Here is a 17,531-nt window from a genome sequence, read left to right on the forward strand (position 1 = left end):
CAAATATAATGCCGAACGGGTTTCCACTTGGGGGGTGGTGTATCAACACAGTTACCCCCTATAGGGGTGATACAGATGATAAACGGGAAACCCTTACGTGGCGCGGGTTTTGCCCGTCTATCATTTAAAACACGATGATAAACCATGATAAACCAAATGATAAACGAGGAAACGCCCGTCACCAGTACCTTTCCCGTTTGTCGTCGTCTTTCATGATACACCGTGATAGACGTGATAAACGGATTTAGAATAGTTGGTTTATCATCGTGTTTCGTCTTTCGATAAACGGATTTTGATAAACGATAAACGAGCATTAAACAGCCTCCTTGGTGATGTCCATGTTGCCATTTTTAAGCACCCGACTGGTCAGTGTAATGTCGTATTGGAGGTTATCTCTGCCAGTTACTCTAATAGGTTCATCCAGAATTAATGAGTCCATTACTCTTCGGCGACAGGTAAGGTTTGACTTGTTCCATATCGGTTCAAGATTGGTCAGTAAGATTGGCAAACCGACAGTATCAAGCGGCATGGTTTCGCAAATATCTAAGCGAAGCTGCTTTATTTGCTCTCTAGTGTTTTCCACAGCTAATTGCTTAGCCTCGTCGACTAGCTCTGAGATGCGTGGGTCGCTATCCAAGATAAAATTGTTACTCCCTATTTGGATGACTTTAAGCATTAAAGGAAAGATATATATTTAACAACCATAGGTAAATTCCAGCCTAACATCTCGATAACTGGAGCTAACGCTTCTGGTGTGTAGTCCTTTCCATAACGGCCAAAGGTTATTCCACCTGTGCTATGCCCTAGTATCCCAGCTATGTGACTCTCAGCGACACCTTGCTGCTTCAGATCGTCTGCAAGAGTGTGTCTGAAGCTGTGGAAGTCCTTTTTTTCAGTACTCTCAGAAAGGCCTGTGAGCGCCCTATGGCGTGCAAACCATTTAGAGGGTGTAGCTGAATAACCATGATACTTATGGTAAGACAGCTCAGGAAAAAGTCGTAGTTTAGATTTCTCTTTAGGTGAGGAAACAAAGTCAAGAAAGCCTAAAGCCTTTAGTTTTGAATGTATCGGTATAAGTCGCTCAGACGATGGACTTTTAAGCCGTTGCCCAGCATTAACAGCTTGAATGTGTAAACAGTCAATACCATTTACAACAATAATGTCATTCCTATACAACTGACTCAGTTCGTTGAGTCGAGCACCTGTATAAAGTCCAAGCAAAGGTAGCCAATATTGATAATCTTTTGGAGCTTTCGCGCTTTGTGTATGGATGTCAGTTGAGAATATGGTGTCGACATCATCCTGATTAAACCGACTTCTTAGAGTACTGACTTTAACTTTCAGTTTAACTTTTAGTCCATCAAAAGGATTGCGCTCGCAGTAACCTGCCCTCGCTGCAAAGGTAAAGACTGTGCTCAAGTCCTTCACGTAATTATTAAAGGTAATGACAGATATGGTTGTCTTGGCCTGAGCAATGGCGTCTTCTATGGATATGTCCTCCAACTGGTTAAGTCGCGGGGGTAGCTTCAACGCGGTCGATTTAAATGTCTGCATCATTGCCCTGCTATATTTGTCTACAGGGACATCACCAATGATTTGATATAGCAAGTTAGCCACGCCTAGTTTTGTTCTTATGGTCCGTTCCCCCACACCTTCAAGACGTTGGGCAACAAAGTACTCGCTCAATACAGCAGACAGGAGAGGCGCTGAGGACGCCTTTATGTTTTGGCTGGGTTCTTTAGTACTTAATAAAAAAGCTGCTTTTGAAGCTTTATCAACCTTTTCATAGCCCCACTGAATTGTACTTATATCTGCCACTTTTGGGTCTGCACAGTCAAACAGCACATCGGTCTGCTGAAGTAATTCAGAGCATCTTATAACTGCTTGTCGTCTGCATTTGGTTTGCAGCGAACGGCGGATGTAAGTCTGCCTAAGCTGAGTTTGAAGATGCAAAGGCACACGAATGCGAAAGTAATAAACGTGATGTCGTGAAGACTGAATGTACGCTGAAGGATTGGCCATGTGTTCCACCATGTGGTCCACTTGCTTCAATAAGTGTCTAAAATCAGCTAAAACTATATATAAATCAAGATAATGGTGGTACCCCTACCAGCCACACCTCGGCACACGAATCCACCGCTGTGGCTGCTCCCTTCCAGGCCTGACCAGATTCACGGTTTATCGTTGCGTGGGGACCAATAGGGCTACCATAACGATCACAATCGAGTGATTGCGAGGGGAGCAGTATAGGTAAAAAGGCCCTGCTTCTCAAGTGATTTTTATGCTCGTCAGGCAATCACTTGGTTCATGAGCATGACTCAAACACCATAGCTAGCATAGGGCAAGAACTCAACCTGTTGAGCAGCTTTACCACAAGTATTCGCCTTGACTATAGCCAGTCCATCGCCTTTCATGGCGGTGGTTAGCACACCCGAATTTTGATTGGTCATGGCCTCTAAAACAATGCCTGCTTGGTTATTTTCAAGCAAACGCACCCGAAAATACTCTTCTCGAATACTGGATTTTTGGGGCGGATTGATTAGGCGTGCGCTGAGGCTCTGCCCTTGCGTGTGACTGCAGCCTTGCAAGGCCAATAGAAACGGCCTTGCCATCACGATGAAGGTCACAAGCACACTGGCCGGATTACCTGGCAAACCAAAAATTGGGGTTTGTTTCACGCGCCCAAATGCTAAGGGTTTGCCTGGTTTAATGGCCAATTTCCAAACCTCTAATTGACCTAGCGTGTCTACAGCGCTCTTAACGTGGTCTTCTTCTCCTTCAGAGACGCCACCACTCGTAATAATGATATCCGCTTGGTCTGCTGCCAAGGCTAGGGCTGATTCTGTGGTTGGGCGTTCATCGGTAATAATGCCCATGTCAACCAACTCCATGCCTAACTGATCTATTAACCCAGCTAACAAGAAACGGTTTGAATTATAAATTTGCCCTGCTTTTAAGGCCTGCCCTGGGTTAACCAGTTCACTGCCCGTTGAGGCAATGGCCACTTTTAAACGGCGGTAAACTTCCACTTGTTCTATGCCCATTGAAGCCAGCACGCCTAAATGTCGGGCTTCTAGCTTGGTGCCCTTATCACACACCTGCTGCCCTGCTGTGACATCTTGGCCCTTAAGGCGAATAAACTGACCCGTCTTTTGGCCTTGGGCTAAGGCACTGGGTTGGATACGAATGCCCCCATCCACTAGATCAACGTCTTCTTGAATGACCACCATATCAGCATTGTCTGGCACTTCTGCACCGGTAAACACGCGGGCGCAAGTATGAGCAACTAAAGCGCTAGGCACCTGCCCTGCAGCAATACGTTGGCTCACAGGAATAATATCTAACTGCAAATCTTCTTGGCACAAGGCATAACCATCCATGGCACTGTTATCTGCAGGAGGCACCGCCACAGCAGAAACAACAGGCGCACTTAAGACTCTGCCTCGGGCATAAAACAGTGTCACTAGCTCAGTGGTTAAGGTGCAACTTGCCGTTGACATAATTTGTTGCTGGGCTTCAGCAACACTGGTGAGGCTGGTTTTATTGAACATATTCACACTTAAGCCAAGTGTTTAGTAGCAGCATTAAAGGTGACCATTTGCACAAAATTACAGGGCTTGTGACGGCTATCTAGCTGTTCCTTAATAATGCCATCCCACGCCATGCGACAGGCCCCTGTTGATCCAGGCATACTAAAAATCACCGTGCGATTAGCCACCCCAGCAACGGTGCGAGATTGAATGGTTGAGGTGCCAACATCGGCCAAGGATAGGCTTCTAAACAACTCGCCGAAGCCCTCAATCACTTGGTCAAATAGCGGCAGTAATGCATCGGGGGTCGTGTCTCTGGCGGTAAACCCCGTGCCTCCTGTAACTAATACGGCATGCACGTCACTATCAGCAATCCATTGACTCACAGCGGCCCGAATTTGGTACACATCGTCTTTCACAATAGCGCGCTGCGCTAAACTATGGCCTGCCGTCTGCAGCCGCTCAATTAGAGTGGTTCCTGACTTGTCGGTAGCAACAGTGCGCGTATCAGAGACAGTTAATACGGCGATATTAATTGGTTGTTGTGGGGTGTTGGCACTTGTCATAGTGAGATTCTCTTGATTGCTATTGGAGAGCAAAAATAACCCCTTTAGTATACAGATACTTGGAGCTAGATTGTAGCTTGGGTATACACCCAGTTGGCGTGCATTGTTTTCTTTTCTAACCTTAATACTTTAGTTTGAAATACTTTAGTTTGAAATACTTTAGTTTGAAATACTTTAGTTTGAAATACTTTAGTTTGAAAGACTTTAGTCTCATTTACTAAGGTCTAATTTTCAATATTCACCACTTCTCTAGACTAGAGCACAACCTAGAAGCACCTCTGCATTGATCTGCTGGCAGTGCCCATCTTGGTTCAACAACAACAAATTGGAGTTCGCCATGACAGATGTAAAATCTGATAAAACAAATCCTACTGCCGCGGGATGGTCTCGCCGTGATGTGTTGAAAGCCACATCAGTTGGCGCTGTAGGCGCCGCAACACCTATGTTTTTCACCCAAAATGCTTGGGCCGAAAAAGCCATTGGTAACTATCCAGTCAATGGTAGCGAAGTGGTACTCGGTTTTAACGTGCCTCAAACAGGCGCTTATGCTGATGAAGGTGCTGATGAATTACGTGCCTACAAGTTAGCTGTTACGCACTTGAACAATGGTGGCGGCATGCTCGACACCTTGAAGCCAAGCATGCTTAAAGGCAATGGCATCTTAGGCAAGAAAGTAACTTACGTTACAGGTGACACACAAACTAACGCTGACGCGTCTCGTACGTCTGCACGTCGTATGATTGAGCGTGATAAAGTGATTATGGTTACCGGTGGTTCATCTTCAGGTATCGCCATTGCGCAGCAATATCTATGTAATGAGCTTGGCATCATCTTTATGTGTGGTTTAACTCACTCAAACGACACCACAGGTAAGGACAAGCAGCGTTATGGCTTCCGCCATTTCTTCAACGCTCACATGACCGGTAAAGCTTTGTCTCCCGTGTTAAGCAACGAATACGGCAAAGACCGTCGTGCTTTCCACCTTACAGCCGACTATTCTTGGGGCCACACCCAACAAGAGTCAATGCAAGAATTTACTGAGAAAGAAGGTTGGGGAACAGAAGGCAACATTATGACGCCTTTGAAAACCACTGACTTCTCTCAGTACCTATCTCAGGTGTTGAATTCAGATGCAGACGTGTTGATTTTGAACCATTACGGCGCCAACATGGTTAACTCTTTAACCAACGCGGTAAACTTTGGCATGCGTGACATGCAAAAGAACGGTAAAAATCTAGAAATCGTAGTGCCTTTATACAGCCGCTTAATGGCTAAAGGTGCAGGTTCTGCCAACATCGATGGCGTATTAGGAACTTCCGGCTGGAACTGGGCTCTTGAAGACGAAGGTTCAAAGGTATTTGTTAAGGCCTTTAGTGATGAATATGGTTTCCCACCTTCACAGGCAGCTCACACCTGTTATGTGCAAACTCTTTTGTATGCCAACGCCTGTGAAATGGCGGGTACCTTCTACCCACCAGAAGTTATTAAAGCCCTTGAGGACTTTGAGTTCACAGGTGCTGGTAACGGCCCAACCTTGTACCGTGGTTCTGATCACCAGTGCATCAAAGACATCTTGGTTATGCAGGGTAAATCGCCTTCAGCACGTAATAGCGACTTTGACTATCTACAGATCGTTGATCAAGTGGATGCGAAGACCGTGGATTACGATCCAGCCATCTTTGGTGGTGAATTAGGTCCATACGAGCCAGCATAAGCTGTAACTCAAGACCAATACGGGCCAGTTTATTGCTGGCCCGTTTTTTATTTGTTTATACTACATTAAAAAAATAACATGAATTTGTTACAGCAACCAATGGGGTCTCCACAATGGATATGACGCTCAACGCCTTTACCCTCTCTGTTTTAACCGGCTTGCAGCTGGGTTCCATTTACGTGCTCATTGCTCTGGGCTTAACCCTTATATTTGGCACTTTGGGCGTGGTTAACTTTGCCCATGGCGCACTTTACCTCATCGCTATTTATTTAGCAGTGAGCATCAATAATGCACTCGGTTTTGGCCTAGCGCTGATTCTTGTACCCCCTATTCTTTTTGTGATTGGTGTGCTTTTGGAGCGCGGCTTAATACAGCGCTTCTACAACCGCCCTCATACGGATCAAATCTTGGTAACCTTTGGCTTAGCCATTGTCTTACAAGAGCTTTTAAAATGGATATTTGGTGCCAACAACATCCCTTTTGCCATCCCAAGCTGGGGCAACGGCATTATTATGTTGCATGACTACCTGCCATTCCTTGAAGGCTTCGTGGTTTACCCTAAGTGGCGCATGATTCTAGTGGTTGTGGCTATTGTGACGGTCAGTGCCGTATTTGCTCTATTGCACCTCACCCGCTTTGGCTTGGTTATTCGAGCTGGCATGCGAGATGCAGAAATGCTGCAGTTCCTGGGCGTTAATATTAACCGCCGCTTCATGATTGTATTTGGTTTGGGTGCCATGATTGCTGGCATTGCAGGCGTGTTTGGTGGACCGGTGACTCAGGTCTCACCAGAAGTGGGCATGCGACTGTTGGTGCCCTCCTTCCTTATTGTGGTCATTGGTGGCATGGGATCACTGGGTGGCGCTGTGTTGGCGGGTATTTTAATTGGTATGGCACAAAGCTTTACCGCACCATACATCTACCTCAATACCATTATCATCTACCTTATTACTGTTATCATTTTATTGGTCCGCCCACGTGGCTTATTAGGCGCCAAGGGAGTATTTGAATAATGATTACTCAAAATAACTTTTGGCAGCACAATAAAGCCGTCTTAATGTTTGCCCTAGTGGCCTTGACGATGCCCTTATGGTTCCCGTTGATGGGCGGTTATTCTGGCCTAGATACTAAAATCATGATTTTTTGTATCTTTGTGGTGGGCTTTGATATTTTGCTTGGTTTTACTGGCTACTTGTCTTTTGGACATGCCGCTTTCTTTGGCATATCTGCCTACGTTACTGGCATTATGTTAAAGAGTTTTTCCGATAATATTATACCTGCCATTATTGTGGCGGTAGCCGCTGCAACGCTAGTGGCTTTAATTATCGGTTTACTCACATTAAAGAGAACTGGCATCTATTTTTCTATTCTCACTTTAGCTTTTGCCGAGATGTTTGATTCTATGGCCATGTCTATGCTGCAGCGCTGGACAGGGGGTGAAAATGGTTTAACAGGCATGCCTACTCCGATGCTATTTGACCTAAAAATGCAGGGTGATACGGTGTTTTACTTTTGCGCCATCTCCGCCATTATTCTGTTTTACTTGGCCAAAAGGATTGAACGCTCCCCTGTTGGTCTGATGATGAAAGCCATCAAGTGTAACCAAACACGATTAGAATACACGGGCATCAACGCACGTAAATACAAACTATTAGCCTTTGTATTGAGCGCCATGTATGCCGCCATTGCTGGTGCCCTCATGGTGGTTTATGAACCCTTTGTGGGGCATGAATTCCTAGGCTGGCATCAATCAGGTGAAGTCGTCATCATGTCTGTTATTGGTGGTGTAGGTACGTTAGTTGGTCCCATGCTAGGCGCTGCCTTCATGCTTTACTTCGAGAATGTGATGTCGGTAGATCTTGGTGAGCAGTGGCTACTTGTGTTGGGCGTTATCTTTATGGCAGTGGTTATATTTATGCCAGGTGGGTTTATGGAAGCAATTGCACGCCTCAAAAAACGTTTTTTCACCACTATTGACGGCGAATAGGAGACTTAATCATGGCCATATTAGATATACATCAAGTGTCCTTAAGTTTTGGTGGTTTACAAGCCTTACAAAACGTTCATTTAAAAATTGAAAAAGGCAGCACCCACGCTCTCATCGGGCCTAACGGTGCCGGCAAGTCAACCTTGCTCAATGTGCTCACAGGCATGCTTAAACCCGATGATGGGTCGGTAATGTTTGATGGTAAACCATTACTCAATGTTAACTCTTACGATATTAACCAGTTAGGCATTGCCAAGGTGTTTCAGACACCAGCAATTTTTCCAGAAATGACGGTCTTACAAAACGTTACTATTCCGGTATTTGCAGCCCGAGACGGCTCTTTTAACTTTAATATGTTTGAGGGTCGCGCTAAACAACGGCCTCTCATTGAGTTTGCTGAACAGCAAATTTGTGAACTGGGTTTGGAAGATCACATGCATGATCTGGCAGGCAGTTTATCTCGTGGAGACAAACGTCGCTTAGAAATGGCCATTTGTTTGGCTAACAAACCTCGTTTATTGTTGTTAGACGAACCCACCGCAGGCATGGCGCGTCATGAAACTGAAAAAACCATAGAGTTACTTAAAAGCATGGACGATGGGATTACCAAAGTTATCGTTGAGCATGACATGAACGTGGTATTTTCCTTGGCTGAGAAGATATCTGTACTGTCTCAGGGCCAGATTATTGCCGAAGGCTCACCCGACGAAATTAAAGGCCATCCCAAGGTCATTGAAGCCTATCTTGGCGAAGCTCAAGTTTAATTAGGGCATAAGGAAGAGACTATGAACGAAAGTAAAGCAGACGCACCACAAACCTTCTTCTCTTGCCGTGAACTGAACGCCTTTTATGGTGAAAGTTATGTGGTACAAGGGGTATCTTTTGACATTCCTGAAGGTGATATTGTGGCCTTACTGGGCCGCAATGGAGCAGGAAAAACCTCCACTTTACGCACCATAGCCAGAGCCGATGCGCCAGGACTAAGTAGTGGTGAAATTTGGCTCAACGGCCAACCATTGCACGACATGAAAGCCTTTGAAGCAGCTCGATCAGGGGTTCAGTTAGTGTGTGAAGATCGACGCATTATTCCAGGTGTCACGGTAGAAGAGAATATTATATTAGCTCAAATCTCTAAACCTGTAGGTTGGACCTTAGAAAAGATATACAGCCATTTTCCAAAGTTAGAAGAACGGCGTAAGCAAGAAGCTTCATCTCTTTCAGGTGGTGAACAACAAATGCTTGCCCTGGCCCGTGCTTTAGCGCGTGATGTTAAGTTACTATTATTGGATGAGCCATATGAAGGCTTGGCCCCCGTGATTGTGCAAGAAATAGAGCGCATGCTGCGGGAAGTAAAATCCATGGGCATTACCACTATCATTGTTGAACAAAATGCCGTGGCAGCGCTTAAGTTAGCTGACCATGCCATTATCATCGATACCGGTGAAATTGTTTTTACGGGCACCGCCCAAGAAGTGCTCGACAACCAAGCATTACGTGAAGAGTACCTAGCCGTTTAATAACATTAGGTTATGTGTGAGTTGATAAAGCAGGGGGTCTGAAAAGCCTCCCCGCTTAATGTCATTTAAGTGCTTGCAACAAAACCCCTTCACGCAGGGCACCCGTGGAAAAATAAATGCGGTCTAAATTTAAGCTCAGCATAATGCCTTTGAGTATGGCGTAACCTGCAGGTAGCACTTCACCTCGGTCGGGCCGCAAACCTTCAATGACGACTTCATCTAAATTCTCAAAGGCCAGCAGTTGATCTTCCACTTGATTCATTGAAGCTAAATCTAAATAGGGCATACCATGATCGGTGAGCCTACTCAGGCCCGCTAATGCTTTTATGGTGCCTGACGATCCAATACACATTTGCCAACTGTCCCAAGAGTCGCTTAGGGTGGCTTTATCAATGATATTTTTGGCAGCCTCAACAGCATTCTGGATGTAGCTTTGTTGAATTTTACGGTGGGGAAAAAATTGACTACTAAAAGCCACACAACCCATGGGGAAACTTTGTAAGTGTTGGGGGTGCTGCTGACCTAGGATAAGTTCCGTACTACCTCCACCAATGTCGATGACTAACTTTTTGCGCAATTGGTAGTCGGGAGAAGACACCTCACCCACCACCCCACTAAAAATCAATGACGCTTCTTCTTCACCTGTGAGCACACGAATGGGCACGCCTAATATGGCCTCTGCTTGACGTATAAAATGCATTCTATTATGAGCCACCCGCAAGGTGTTCGTTGCCACCACATGGCAATTTTTTAGGGCCACTTGTTTGAGTTTAGGGACTAAACGCTGCAAACAGTTCAAACCACGATCTATTGCCTCTTGACTCAGGAAACCCTGCTCGTCAAGGCCTGCAGCCAACTGCACCTTCTCACCCGACCGACTAACGATAAGATACGGCGCCTCAGCGGTGTCCACGACAGTGACATGAAAGCTGTTAGAACCAAGATCAATGGCTGCCACTAAGTAAGTCAATGTATGCAATCCAAAAGTAGTGACTTTGCAGTGTATCAAACAATGTTGAGAAGGCCAATTTTGTCGATGTTCTTCGACTTTTTAAGCCCCCACATATTACCCCTGTGTAATGCGCCCCATATTAGTGCAAATCGAGTTAAATGCTATTTCAAATGCACCATAATTGGTGCGCTTGGATTTAAACCTGAGCAATAAAATACTATAACTTAATGTTTTATATATATTTTTTTACCTTGGCATGATAATCGCAATAGCCAGCCTAGTAATCACTATAACTAACCGAGACCCCCATGGAAAATAATATATTTGAACTCCAGTTCGCTCTGGATACGTTTTACTTTTTAGTTTGTGGCGCTTTTGTAATGTGGATGGCTGCTGGCTTTGCCATGCTTGAAGCAGGTTTGGTACGCAGCAAGAATACTACCGAAATTTTAACTAAAAACTTTGCTTTGTATGCTATCGCTAGTGTGATGTATCTTGTCGTAGGTTATCAGATCATGTACGGCGGTGGCTGGTTCTTGAGCGGTATTGAAGCCATTGATACTGATCAGGTATTAGCTGACTCAGCAGCAGAAGGATTTAATGGTGGTTCGGTTTACTCCTCTGCCTCAGACTTTTTCTTTCAAGTGGTGTTTGTTGCCACGGCGATGTCCATTGTGTCTGGTGCAGTCGCAGAACGCATGAAGTTGTGGGCATTTCTCGCCTTTGCTGTGGTAATGACTGGCTTCATCTACCCTATGGAAGGTGCGTGGACATGGAATGGCGATGATGTCTTCGGTTTGTACAACCTTGGCGACCTTGGCTTTTCAGATTTTGCAGGTTCAGGCATTGTTCACATGGCGGGTGCAGCTGCTGCTTTAGCGGGAGTGATCTTACTCGGTGCTCGGAAAGGTAAGTATGGCCCCAATGGTGAAATTAAGGCCATTCCTGGTGCGAACCTACCCATGGCCACCTTAGGCACCTTTATTCTATGGATGGGCTGGTTTGGATTCAATGGCGGATCAGTGCTTAAACTGGGTGACATTGACTCCGCTCATTCTGTGGCTATGGTGTTTCTTAATACCAACGCAGCAGCTGCTGGTGGTGCAATTGCTGCACTGATACTAGCCCGCATTAAGTTTGGCAAAGCCGATCTTACGATGATGCTTAACGGCGCTTTAGCTGGACTCGTAGCCATTACTGCAGAGCCTTCTACCCCCACTGCTTTGCAAGCTACTTTGTTTGGTGCCCTTGGTGGCGTGCTGGTTGTATTCAGTATTCTTGCTTTGGATAAACTTAAACTAGACGATCCTGTCGGTGCCATTTCGGTGCATGGTACTGTTGGTTTACTCGGTTTGATGCTAGTCCCTTTGACCAATGACGGTGCCACGTTCATGGGGCAAATCATCGGTGCAGCAACGATCTTTGTATGGGTATTCGGTGTCAGTTTTGTGGTGTGGTTTATCATTAAAACAATCATGGGAATGCGCGTTACAGACGAAGAAGAAGACAGAGGCGTGGACATTACTGAGTGCGGCATGGAAGCCTACCCAGAGTTCACTAACCGATAATTAATGTTTATTATCTAGCCTGAACAAGGGTCTATTTGCATCGCGAGTAGGCCCTTTTTTATTCTTAAAAAATTAATAATTTAACTATAAATTAAGCCTCAATTAAGAAATAACTACTTATGTTAAATTTCACCTCATGAGCAGTTGTTGGTAACATCATTGATCAGACATTTGAGTGTTATTTACACCCTGCAATCTGTTTGCGCCAGACTAAATATAACTAAATATATCTATTACACAAAGTTGTAACATAGGCCTACGTTAGTCTTTAATACTGCACAGGGCTTGGCTGGGTTAAACACGGTTACGCAAGGTTAAGCAGTGATTTTGTTTAAACCTCTTGATTGAGGTAGCGGTCGGTTTTCGGTGTCGGCTGATGTCCAAGCTGTTATGTTACTCGTTTCTGCAGGAGTCCCCCATGCGCATATGTTTCATCGCTCTATTGATCACCATTTCTGCTCAAGCATGGGCTAATAATGACATAACTAACAACAAGTTAGTTGAAGCTATAGCAGCGATCGATGCGAATGTTATTTTCATGCGACACGCTTTGGCCCCAGGCTTTGGTGATCCAGAGGATTTTAATGTGGCTGATTGTTCGACCCAAAGAAACTTAAATGAAGAAGGCCGCGCGCAAGCGCTTAGCATCGGTAAGGCAATGCGCAATAGTGGTTTACAATTTAAAGAAATATTATCTAGCCAATGGTGCCGGTGCACACAAACAACTGAGTTATTAAATTTAGGCCATTGGAGCACTTTCGATGGACTCAACTCTTTTTTCCAAGGCTATGTAGATCAACAAATGACCCTCGATCTTCTCAATAAGAAATTGGCTTCGCTTGATCGTGGAATAGTCTTAATGGTCACCCACCAAGTAGTCATTAGCGCCATCACTAAAAATGTGGTGCGCAGTGGCGCCTTGGTGGCCTACAATTCCACCACTTTTGAGACTCAAGAATTTACCTTAGATTGACTCATGTCTGATTCTCTTTGATCGCCTAGAGCGCACTAAAATTCTTTGCAAGGGCTCACAATTACAAGTTAGAGACACTCGCTGAAAAGCAAAATAGAGGCGCTCATAAAAAAGCCAAAGCTTGATATTGGTCTTGGTCTGCTCTTTAATTTACCTTACTTTACTTTGCTCTTTACTCTACTTTACTTTGACCTTACTTTGCCCAATTAAATGATCACTTCCGTCTCACCAAACCTTGTATTTGATATTGTTATTGATCATATTATTGTATGCTATTGCTAGTATTTTTCTTTTCACGTTTTACTAGGCTTTGTGCACTATTCATGCAACTTCACATTCATCCCAGCACCCTCGAACTTGGCTCAAGCCATTGGCAGCAATACCTCTCTTTGCAGGCAGACCCCTTTAGCCAATATGCATTTCACGCTGCCTTAGAACACAGTGGCAGCGTCGGAGGTGAAAGTGGCTGGCAGCCTTTACACTTAGAAATTACTGAGGAAAGTAAACCTATTGCCCTCATACCAAGCTATGTTAAAACCAACTCTTGGGGTGAGTACGTGTTTGATTTTGAATGGGCTAACGCATACCAGCGTTATGGTTTAGAGTATTACCCAAAGATGATTAGTGCAGTGCCTTTTACGCCCTGTGCTGGGCCTCGGATACTGTTAGCTGAAGGTGCAGAGCTCACAACAGCTTTGACCTTTTTACAACAGCAGTTGCCCCATTTATGCAGCCAACTCAAGTTAAGCAGCTGGCATTGGCTATTTGCTCAGAAACCCGACTGGGAAGCTGCTCAGGAACAATCATGGCATCAACGTATTGGCTGCCAATACCATTGGTACAACCATGAATACAGCCAGTTTGAAGACTTTACAGCGCGACTAACCTCGCGCAAACGCAAATCCATTAAAAAAGAACGCCGCGTCATTGTTGAACAAGGCATCAAATTTACTTGGCAGCAAGGCGACAACATTAACTCACAGTCTTTAAAAGAGTTTTATGCCTGCTATCAGAGCACTTACATGAAACGCCGCAGCCAAGGCTACTTAACTTACCCATTCTTTTCTGAACTACTCACACAAATGCCAGAAAAATTGTTGTTGGTGACGGCTTCTAAAGATGAATCACCCCTTGCCTACGCCTTATTTTTTGTTGATGATGACACACTTTATGGGCGCTATTGGGGCTGTTTAGAAGAAGTTGAATTTCTTCATTTTGAGACCTGTTATTACCAAGGCATTGATTATTGCATTGCCAAGGGCATTCCTCATTTTGACGCAGGTGCCCAAGGTGAGCACAAACTTGCCCGTGGATTTATACCCCAGTTGACCCACTCGTACCATTATTTGGCGGAGTCAGGTTTTAATGACGCCATTAAAGCTTTCTGCACAGCAGAAGCCCAGCAAATAGAACATTATATGCAATGGGCAGAAACTGCCCTGCCCTATAAAACGGAATAAAAGCCAAATAAAAGCTGTATAACATTATTGACCTTTTAGTCATCAAACATATAGAACTTGACCCACGAGGTAGCACCACCTAACCTGACATTCTATACATCAAACACATGTTTTAATTATGACCACTTCTGAGCCTTCTTCAGCTTATCCCCATTTACTCGCACCATTAGATTTAGGTTTTACTCGCTTAAAAAATCGAGTCATCATGGGGTCTATGCATACAGGCCTAGAAGAGGCTAAAAATGGTTTTGAGCGTTTAGCGGCATATTACGCAGAGCGGGCTAGAGGTGGTGTGGGCCTTATTGTCACAGGTGGCATCTCACCCAACCAACAAGGGTTGACCTTTAGTGGCGCCGCGGCCCTAGATAAGGCTGATAAAGTTGCCCAACATCGCTTAGTCACTGATGCCGTGCATCAAGCGGGCAGCAAAATTTGTATGCAAATTCTGCACACAGGACGTTACGCCTATTCACCTAATGCCATCGCCCCCTCTGCCATTAAAGCGCCCATTAATGCGTTTACTCCAAAAGCTGTTTCTAGTGAAGAAATTGAGCAGCAAATTGAGGACTTTGCCTATAGTGCTAAATTAGCTCAACAAGCAGGTTACGATGGCGTTGAGGTCATGGGCAGTGAGGGCTATTTTTTAAATCAATTTATCGTCACTCGAACCAACCAGCGGGATGACGAATGGGGGGGCAGTTACGACAATCGCACCCGTCTTGCTATTGAAGTGGTCAAACGCGTGCGCGCTGCAGTGGGTGAAAAATTTATTATTATCTACCGCCTTTCTATGCTCGATCTAGTGCCCGAAGGCAGCAACTTGTCTGAAGTGACTCAGTTAGGTAAAGCCATTGAGCAAGCCGGTGCTAGTATAATCAATACGGGTATTGGGTGGCATGAAGCACGCATACCCACCATTGCTACCAAAGTACCTCGCGCTGCATTCACCTGGGTCACCCATGCGGTGCGTAAACACCTTACTGTGCCAGTGATCACGTCTAATCGTATCAACACACCAGAAGTGGCAGAAAGAGTTTTGGCTAATGGCGATGCAGACCTTATTTCTATGGCTCGCCCTTTCTTGGCTGACCCAGAATTTGTTAATAAAGCAGCTGCCAATCAAGCCGAACGCATTAACACCTGCATTGGCTGTAATCAGGCTTGCCTAGACCATGTGTTTAATGGCAAAACCAGTAGTTGTTTAGTTAATCCAAGAGCTTGTGAAGAGACCCGTATTATTATTGCACCTACCCAAGCTATAAAGACGATTGCTATTGTGGGTGCAGGGCCCGCTGGTTTAGCCTGCGCTGTGACTGCAGCAGAGCGAGGCCACAAGGTCACTTTGTATGATGCAGCTAGCGAAATTGGTGGCCAATTTAATATCGCCAAACGCATTCCAGGTAAAGAAGAATTTAGTGAAACCCTACGTTATTTTGAGGTGCGGCTAAAGGAGCTCAATGTAGAGGTGAAACTTGATACAAGTTTAACGACTCAAGCGTTAAATCAGATGCAAATGGACGAATTAGTTTTGGCTACAGGGGTTAGCCCTCGCCAGCTGGCATTGCCCGGCCATAACCATGCTAAAGTGCTTAACTATTTAGAGGTGATTAAAGGCGTAAACGTAGGGCCCAAGGTGGCCATTATTGGTGCCGGCGGCATTGGTTTTGACGTGGCAGAATTTTTAACTCACGGCACCCATGAACCCAGCACTAACGTGACTCAGTTTATGTCTCAGTGGGGCATTGATATGACCATGCAAGCCCGTGGTGGGGTGGCTGAAATACCACAAAATATAGAAGCTTCGCCGCGCGAGATTTATTTATTACAGCGTAAAACTAGCAAAGTGGGCGCTGGTTTAGGAAAAACTACGGGCTGGGTGCATCGCACTGGATTACAGCAGAAGAAAGTTAATATGCTGGCTGGCTGCGAGTATCAGGCCATTGATGACCAAGGCTTGCACCTAACAGTGGGGGGTGAAGCGCAGGTTTTAGATGTAGACCATATTATTGTTTGTGCCGGACAAGATCCAAACCAAAGTTTAAGCCAAGGCTTAGAGCGCCCATATCACCTGATTGGAGGAGCCCAAAAAGCCTCTCAATTAGACGCTAAACGCGCTATCCGCCAAGGCACATTGCTTGCTATAGAGCTATAAAGTTTGGTAAGTAAAGGCTAGCTGCCACTAATCCGTATTTTTAATAATACGCTGTAGCATGGTTTTTAAAGTCTCAGACGCATCACTATCCAACCCTTCCAGGGCGTTACTCTCTGCCTTTTGGTAGTCTTCTATTAAATGCGCTACTCGCTCTTGGCCCGCAGCTGTGCCGGTTACTTTGGTACCCGCATCTAGCTGTTGTACGCGCGCCATATTCTGTTTTTGCAATTCTATAGACAGTTCTAATAAGGTTGTTTGATCCACCATCGTGCGCTTAGCAAGGTCAGCTAGGCTCATACTATTTTCATTGTATAAACATGCCAGTACGCGCCACTCTTTCGTTGTTAGGCCATCATCCGCCACCAATTGATGAAATTCTTCACCCATTTGATGCGTCGCCCGTGACATGTAGTACAACAAATAGTTATCAATAAAGTGACTTACATCATTGGTCTCTGTGGGCGCCAAGGTTGGAATGGCTTCTGCTGTAGCGTAGGCACCCCGGTAAAAGACGAGCCCAGATCCTGCCATGCTGCGCAGACCTTTCACTCGGCCAACAATGATTTCATGGTCTCCACCGTCGTAAGTTGCCCAGGCTTCGCATTCAAAGAAGGTGATCGCTCCAGGTAATGTGGGAACCCCACCAATACCCTGTTCTACCTCCACATCGGCAAACTTATCTGTGCCACTGCGAGCGAATTGATTGGAAGTTGCCATCTGCTCAGCACTTAGAACATTGACCACAAAGTGCTTAGCATTAATAAACGCATCGGCACTGTATGCTGTTTTGGTAATGCTCCACAAAATTAATGGAGGATCCATAGACACAGAGTTAAAACTGCTCGCCGTGGCGCCCACTGGCTCACCGTTTGCGTCTAAACAGGTCACTACAGTCACGCCCGTGGCAAATGACGACAAAGCGTCACGAAATTCGCGGGTGCTAAAAGATTCTGTAGACATAAGGACTCCAAATAAACAGTAAATAACAGCTGGCTATTATAGGCATTAACTCCGTAAAGGTAAGGTTTAATCTTATAAAAAATGATCAAAATTAAGCTAAATACCAATAAACAGTGGGTTTATGAATATTCGTGCTTCGAACTAAGTGGCGT

General features: G+C 45.1%; 15 protein-coding genes, 1 other RNA gene and 1 pseudogene. 10 read left to right on the forward strand and 7 right to left on the reverse strand.

Annotation, left to right across the window (positions count from 1 at the left end; translation table 11 throughout):
• Positions 1 to 313: 313 nt before the first annotated feature.
• The 5 genes from ABXT59_RS07990 to moaB form a co-directional block, all read right to left on the reverse strand.
• Positions 314 to 637 (reverse strand): hypothetical protein, encoded by a 324-nt coding sequence (locus ABXT59_RS07990; protein ID WP_443635385.1) that lies wholly within the window; start codon positions 635 to 637, stop codon positions 314 to 316.
• A 38-nt stretch (positions 638 to 675) separates the two neighbouring features.
• Positions 676 to 2,022, reverse strand: a complete 1,347-nt coding sequence (locus tag ABXT59_RS07995) for a DUF6538 domain-containing protein (RefSeq protein WP_443635387.1) — start codon at positions 2,020 to 2,022, stop codon at positions 676 to 678.
• Positions 2,023 to 2,104: 82 nt separating this feature from the next.
• Positions 2,105 to 2,201: signal recognition particle sRNA small type (gene ffs / locus ABXT59_RS08000), an RNA gene on the reverse strand.
• Positions 2,202 to 2,318: 117 nt separating this feature from the next.
• Positions 2,319 to 3,551: a molybdopterin molybdotransferase MoeA gene (locus ABXT59_RS08005; RefSeq protein WP_443635388.1), complete on the reverse strand. Its 1,233-nt coding sequence runs from the start codon at positions 3,549 to 3,551 to the stop codon at positions 2,319 to 2,321.
• An 8-nt stretch (positions 3,552 to 3,559) separates the two neighbouring features.
• Entirely contained in the window at positions 3,560 to 4,096 is a 537-nt protein-coding gene (moaB, locus tag ABXT59_RS08010) for a molybdenum cofactor biosynthesis protein B (protein ID WP_443635389.1), read from the reverse strand.
• Between the two features lie 337 nt (positions 4,097 to 4,433).
• Between moaB and ABXT59_RS08015 the strand changes: the two genes are divergently transcribed.
• The 6 genes and pseudogenes from ABXT59_RS08015 to ABXT59_RS08040 all read left to right on the forward strand — a co-directional run bounded on the left by ABXT59_RS08015 (position 4,434) and on the right by ABXT59_RS08040 (position 9,314).
• Positions 4,434 to 5,810, forward strand: a complete 1,377-nt coding sequence (locus ABXT59_RS08015; protein ID WP_443635390.1) for an ABC transporter substrate-binding protein — start codon at positions 4,434 to 4,436, stop codon at positions 5,808 to 5,810.
• Between the two features lie 113 nt (positions 5,811 to 5,923).
• Complete coding sequence (locus tag ABXT59_RS08020; protein ID WP_443635392.1) at positions 5,924 to 6,823, forward strand: branched-chain amino acid ABC transporter permease; 900 nt, start codon at positions 5,924 to 5,926, stop codon at positions 6,821 to 6,823.
• On the forward strand, positions 6,823 to 7,797 hold the full coding sequence (locus tag ABXT59_RS08025) for a branched-chain amino acid ABC transporter permease (protein WP_443635393.1): 975 nt from the start codon (positions 6,823 to 6,825) through the stop codon (positions 7,795 to 7,797). Before ABXT59_RS08020 ends, ABXT59_RS08025 begins: the two co-directional genes overlap by 1 nt.
• Positions 7,798 to 7,808: 11 nt before the next feature.
• Positions 7,809 to 8,327: pseudogene (locus tag ABXT59_RS08030) on the forward strand (ABC transporter ATP-binding protein); the annotation flags it as partial.
• A 99-nt stretch (positions 8,328 to 8,426) separates the two neighbouring features.
• Positions 8,427 to 8,561, forward strand: coding sequence for a hypothetical protein (locus tag ABXT59_RS08035; protein ID WP_443638582.1), 135 nt, complete (start codon positions 8,427 to 8,429; stop codon positions 8,559 to 8,561).
• A 21-nt stretch (positions 8,562 to 8,582) separates the two neighbouring features.
• Positions 8,583 to 9,314 (forward strand): ABC transporter ATP-binding protein, encoded by a 732-nt coding sequence (locus tag ABXT59_RS08040; RefSeq protein ID WP_443635395.1) that lies wholly within the window; start codon positions 8,583 to 8,585, stop codon positions 9,312 to 9,314.
• A gap of 61 nt (positions 9,315 to 9,375) precedes the next feature.
• Here the strand turns inward: ABXT59_RS08040 and ABXT59_RS08045 are convergent, their stop codons facing one another.
• The gene (locus ABXT59_RS08045) at positions 9,376 to 10,284 is read right to left on the reverse strand and encodes a Ppx/GppA phosphatase family protein (RefSeq protein ID WP_443635396.1); all 909 of its coding nucleotides are present in this window, start codon (positions 10,282 to 10,284) and stop codon (positions 9,376 to 9,378) included.
• A gap of 290 nt (positions 10,285 to 10,574) precedes the next feature.
• Here ABXT59_RS08045 and ABXT59_RS08050 point away from each other — a divergent pair, with 290 nt between their 5' ends.
• The 4 genes from ABXT59_RS08050 (at position 10,575) to ABXT59_RS08065 (ending at position 16,419) form a co-directional block, all read left to right on the forward strand.
• A complete protein-coding gene (locus tag ABXT59_RS08050) occupies positions 10,575 to 11,834 on the forward strand; it encodes an ammonium transporter (RefSeq protein WP_443635397.1) in 1,260 nt (419 codons plus the stop codon).
• Positions 11,835 to 12,252: 418 nt separating this feature from the next.
• Positions 12,253 to 12,807 carry a histidine phosphatase family protein gene (locus ABXT59_RS08055; RefSeq protein ID WP_443635399.1) on the forward strand — a complete coding sequence of 185 codons (555 nt, stop codon included), beginning with the start codon at positions 12,253 to 12,255 and terminating at the stop codon, positions 12,805 to 12,807.
• 323 nt (positions 12,808 to 13,130) lie between these two features.
• Positions 13,131 to 14,267 (forward strand): GNAT family N-acetyltransferase, encoded by a 1,137-nt coding sequence (locus ABXT59_RS08060; protein ID WP_443635400.1) that lies wholly within the window; start codon positions 13,131 to 13,133, stop codon positions 14,265 to 14,267.
• A gap of 118 nt (positions 14,268 to 14,385) precedes the next feature.
• Positions 14,386 to 16,419 carry an oxidoreductase gene (locus ABXT59_RS08065; RefSeq protein WP_443635402.1) on the forward strand — a complete coding sequence of 678 codons (2,034 nt, stop codon included), beginning with the start codon at positions 14,386 to 14,388 and terminating at the stop codon, positions 16,417 to 16,419.
• A gap of 27 nt (positions 16,420 to 16,446) precedes the next feature.
• Here the strand turns inward: ABXT59_RS08065 and ABXT59_RS08070 are convergent, their stop codons facing one another.
• Positions 16,447 to 17,379: a flavin reductase gene (locus ABXT59_RS08070; RefSeq protein ID WP_443635404.1), complete on the reverse strand. Its 933-nt coding sequence runs from the start codon at positions 17,377 to 17,379 to the stop codon at positions 16,447 to 16,449.
• Positions 17,380 to 17,531 lie beyond the last annotated feature (152 nt).

Origin of the sequence: Candidatus Njordibacter sp. Uisw_058, from assembly GCF_047730065.1 — a bacterium.
In the GTDB taxonomy this organism is placed as follows: Bacteria; Pseudomonadota; Gammaproteobacteria; order Pseudomonadales; family Balneatricaceae; genus Njordibacter.

Excerpts from the sequence above, each read along its gene's own strand:
- ABXT59_RS07995 (WP_443635387.1), bottom strand. The coding sequence starts at position 2,022 with ATGGCCAATCCTTCAGCGTACATTCAGTCTTCACGACATCACGTTTAT.
- ABXT59_RS08005 (WP_443635388.1), bottom strand. The coding sequence starts at position 3,551 with ATGTTCAATAAAACCAGCCTCACCAGTGTTGCTGAAGCCCAGCAACAA.
- moaB (WP_443635389.1), bottom strand. The coding sequence starts at position 4,096 with ATGACAAGTGCCAACACCCCACAACAACCAATTAATATCGCCGTATTA.
- ABXT59_RS08015 (WP_443635390.1), top strand. The coding sequence starts at position 4,434 with ATGACAGATGTAAAATCTGATAAAACAAATCCTACTGCCGCGGGATGG.
- ABXT59_RS08020 (WP_443635392.1), top strand. The coding sequence starts at position 5,924 with ATGGATATGACGCTCAACGCCTTTACCCTCTCTGTTTTAACCGGCTTG.
- ABXT59_RS08025 (WP_443635393.1), top strand. The coding sequence starts at position 6,823 with ATGATTACTCAAAATAACTTTTGGCAGCACAATAAAGCCGTCTTAATG.
- ABXT59_RS08035 (WP_443638582.1), top strand. The coding sequence starts at position 8,427 with ATGAACGTGGTATTTTCCTTGGCTGAGAAGATATCTGTACTGTCTCAG.
- ABXT59_RS08040 (WP_443635395.1), top strand. The coding sequence starts at position 8,583 with ATGAACGAAAGTAAAGCAGACGCACCACAAACCTTCTTCTCTTGCCGT.
- ABXT59_RS08050 (WP_443635397.1), top strand. The coding sequence starts at position 10,575 with ATGGAAAATAATATATTTGAACTCCAGTTCGCTCTGGATACGTTTTAC.
- ABXT59_RS08055 (WP_443635399.1), top strand. The coding sequence starts at position 12,253 with ATGCGCATATGTTTCATCGCTCTATTGATCACCATTTCTGCTCAAGCA.
- ABXT59_RS08060 (WP_443635400.1), top strand. The coding sequence starts at position 13,131 with ATGCAACTTCACATTCATCCCAGCACCCTCGAACTTGGCTCAAGCCAT.
- ABXT59_RS08065 (WP_443635402.1), top strand. The coding sequence starts at position 14,386 with ATGACCACTTCTGAGCCTTCTTCAGCTTATCCCCATTTACTCGCACCA.
- ABXT59_RS08070 (WP_443635404.1), bottom strand. The coding sequence starts at position 17,379 with ATGTCTACAGAATCTTTTAGCACCCGCGAATTTCGTGACGCTTTGTCG.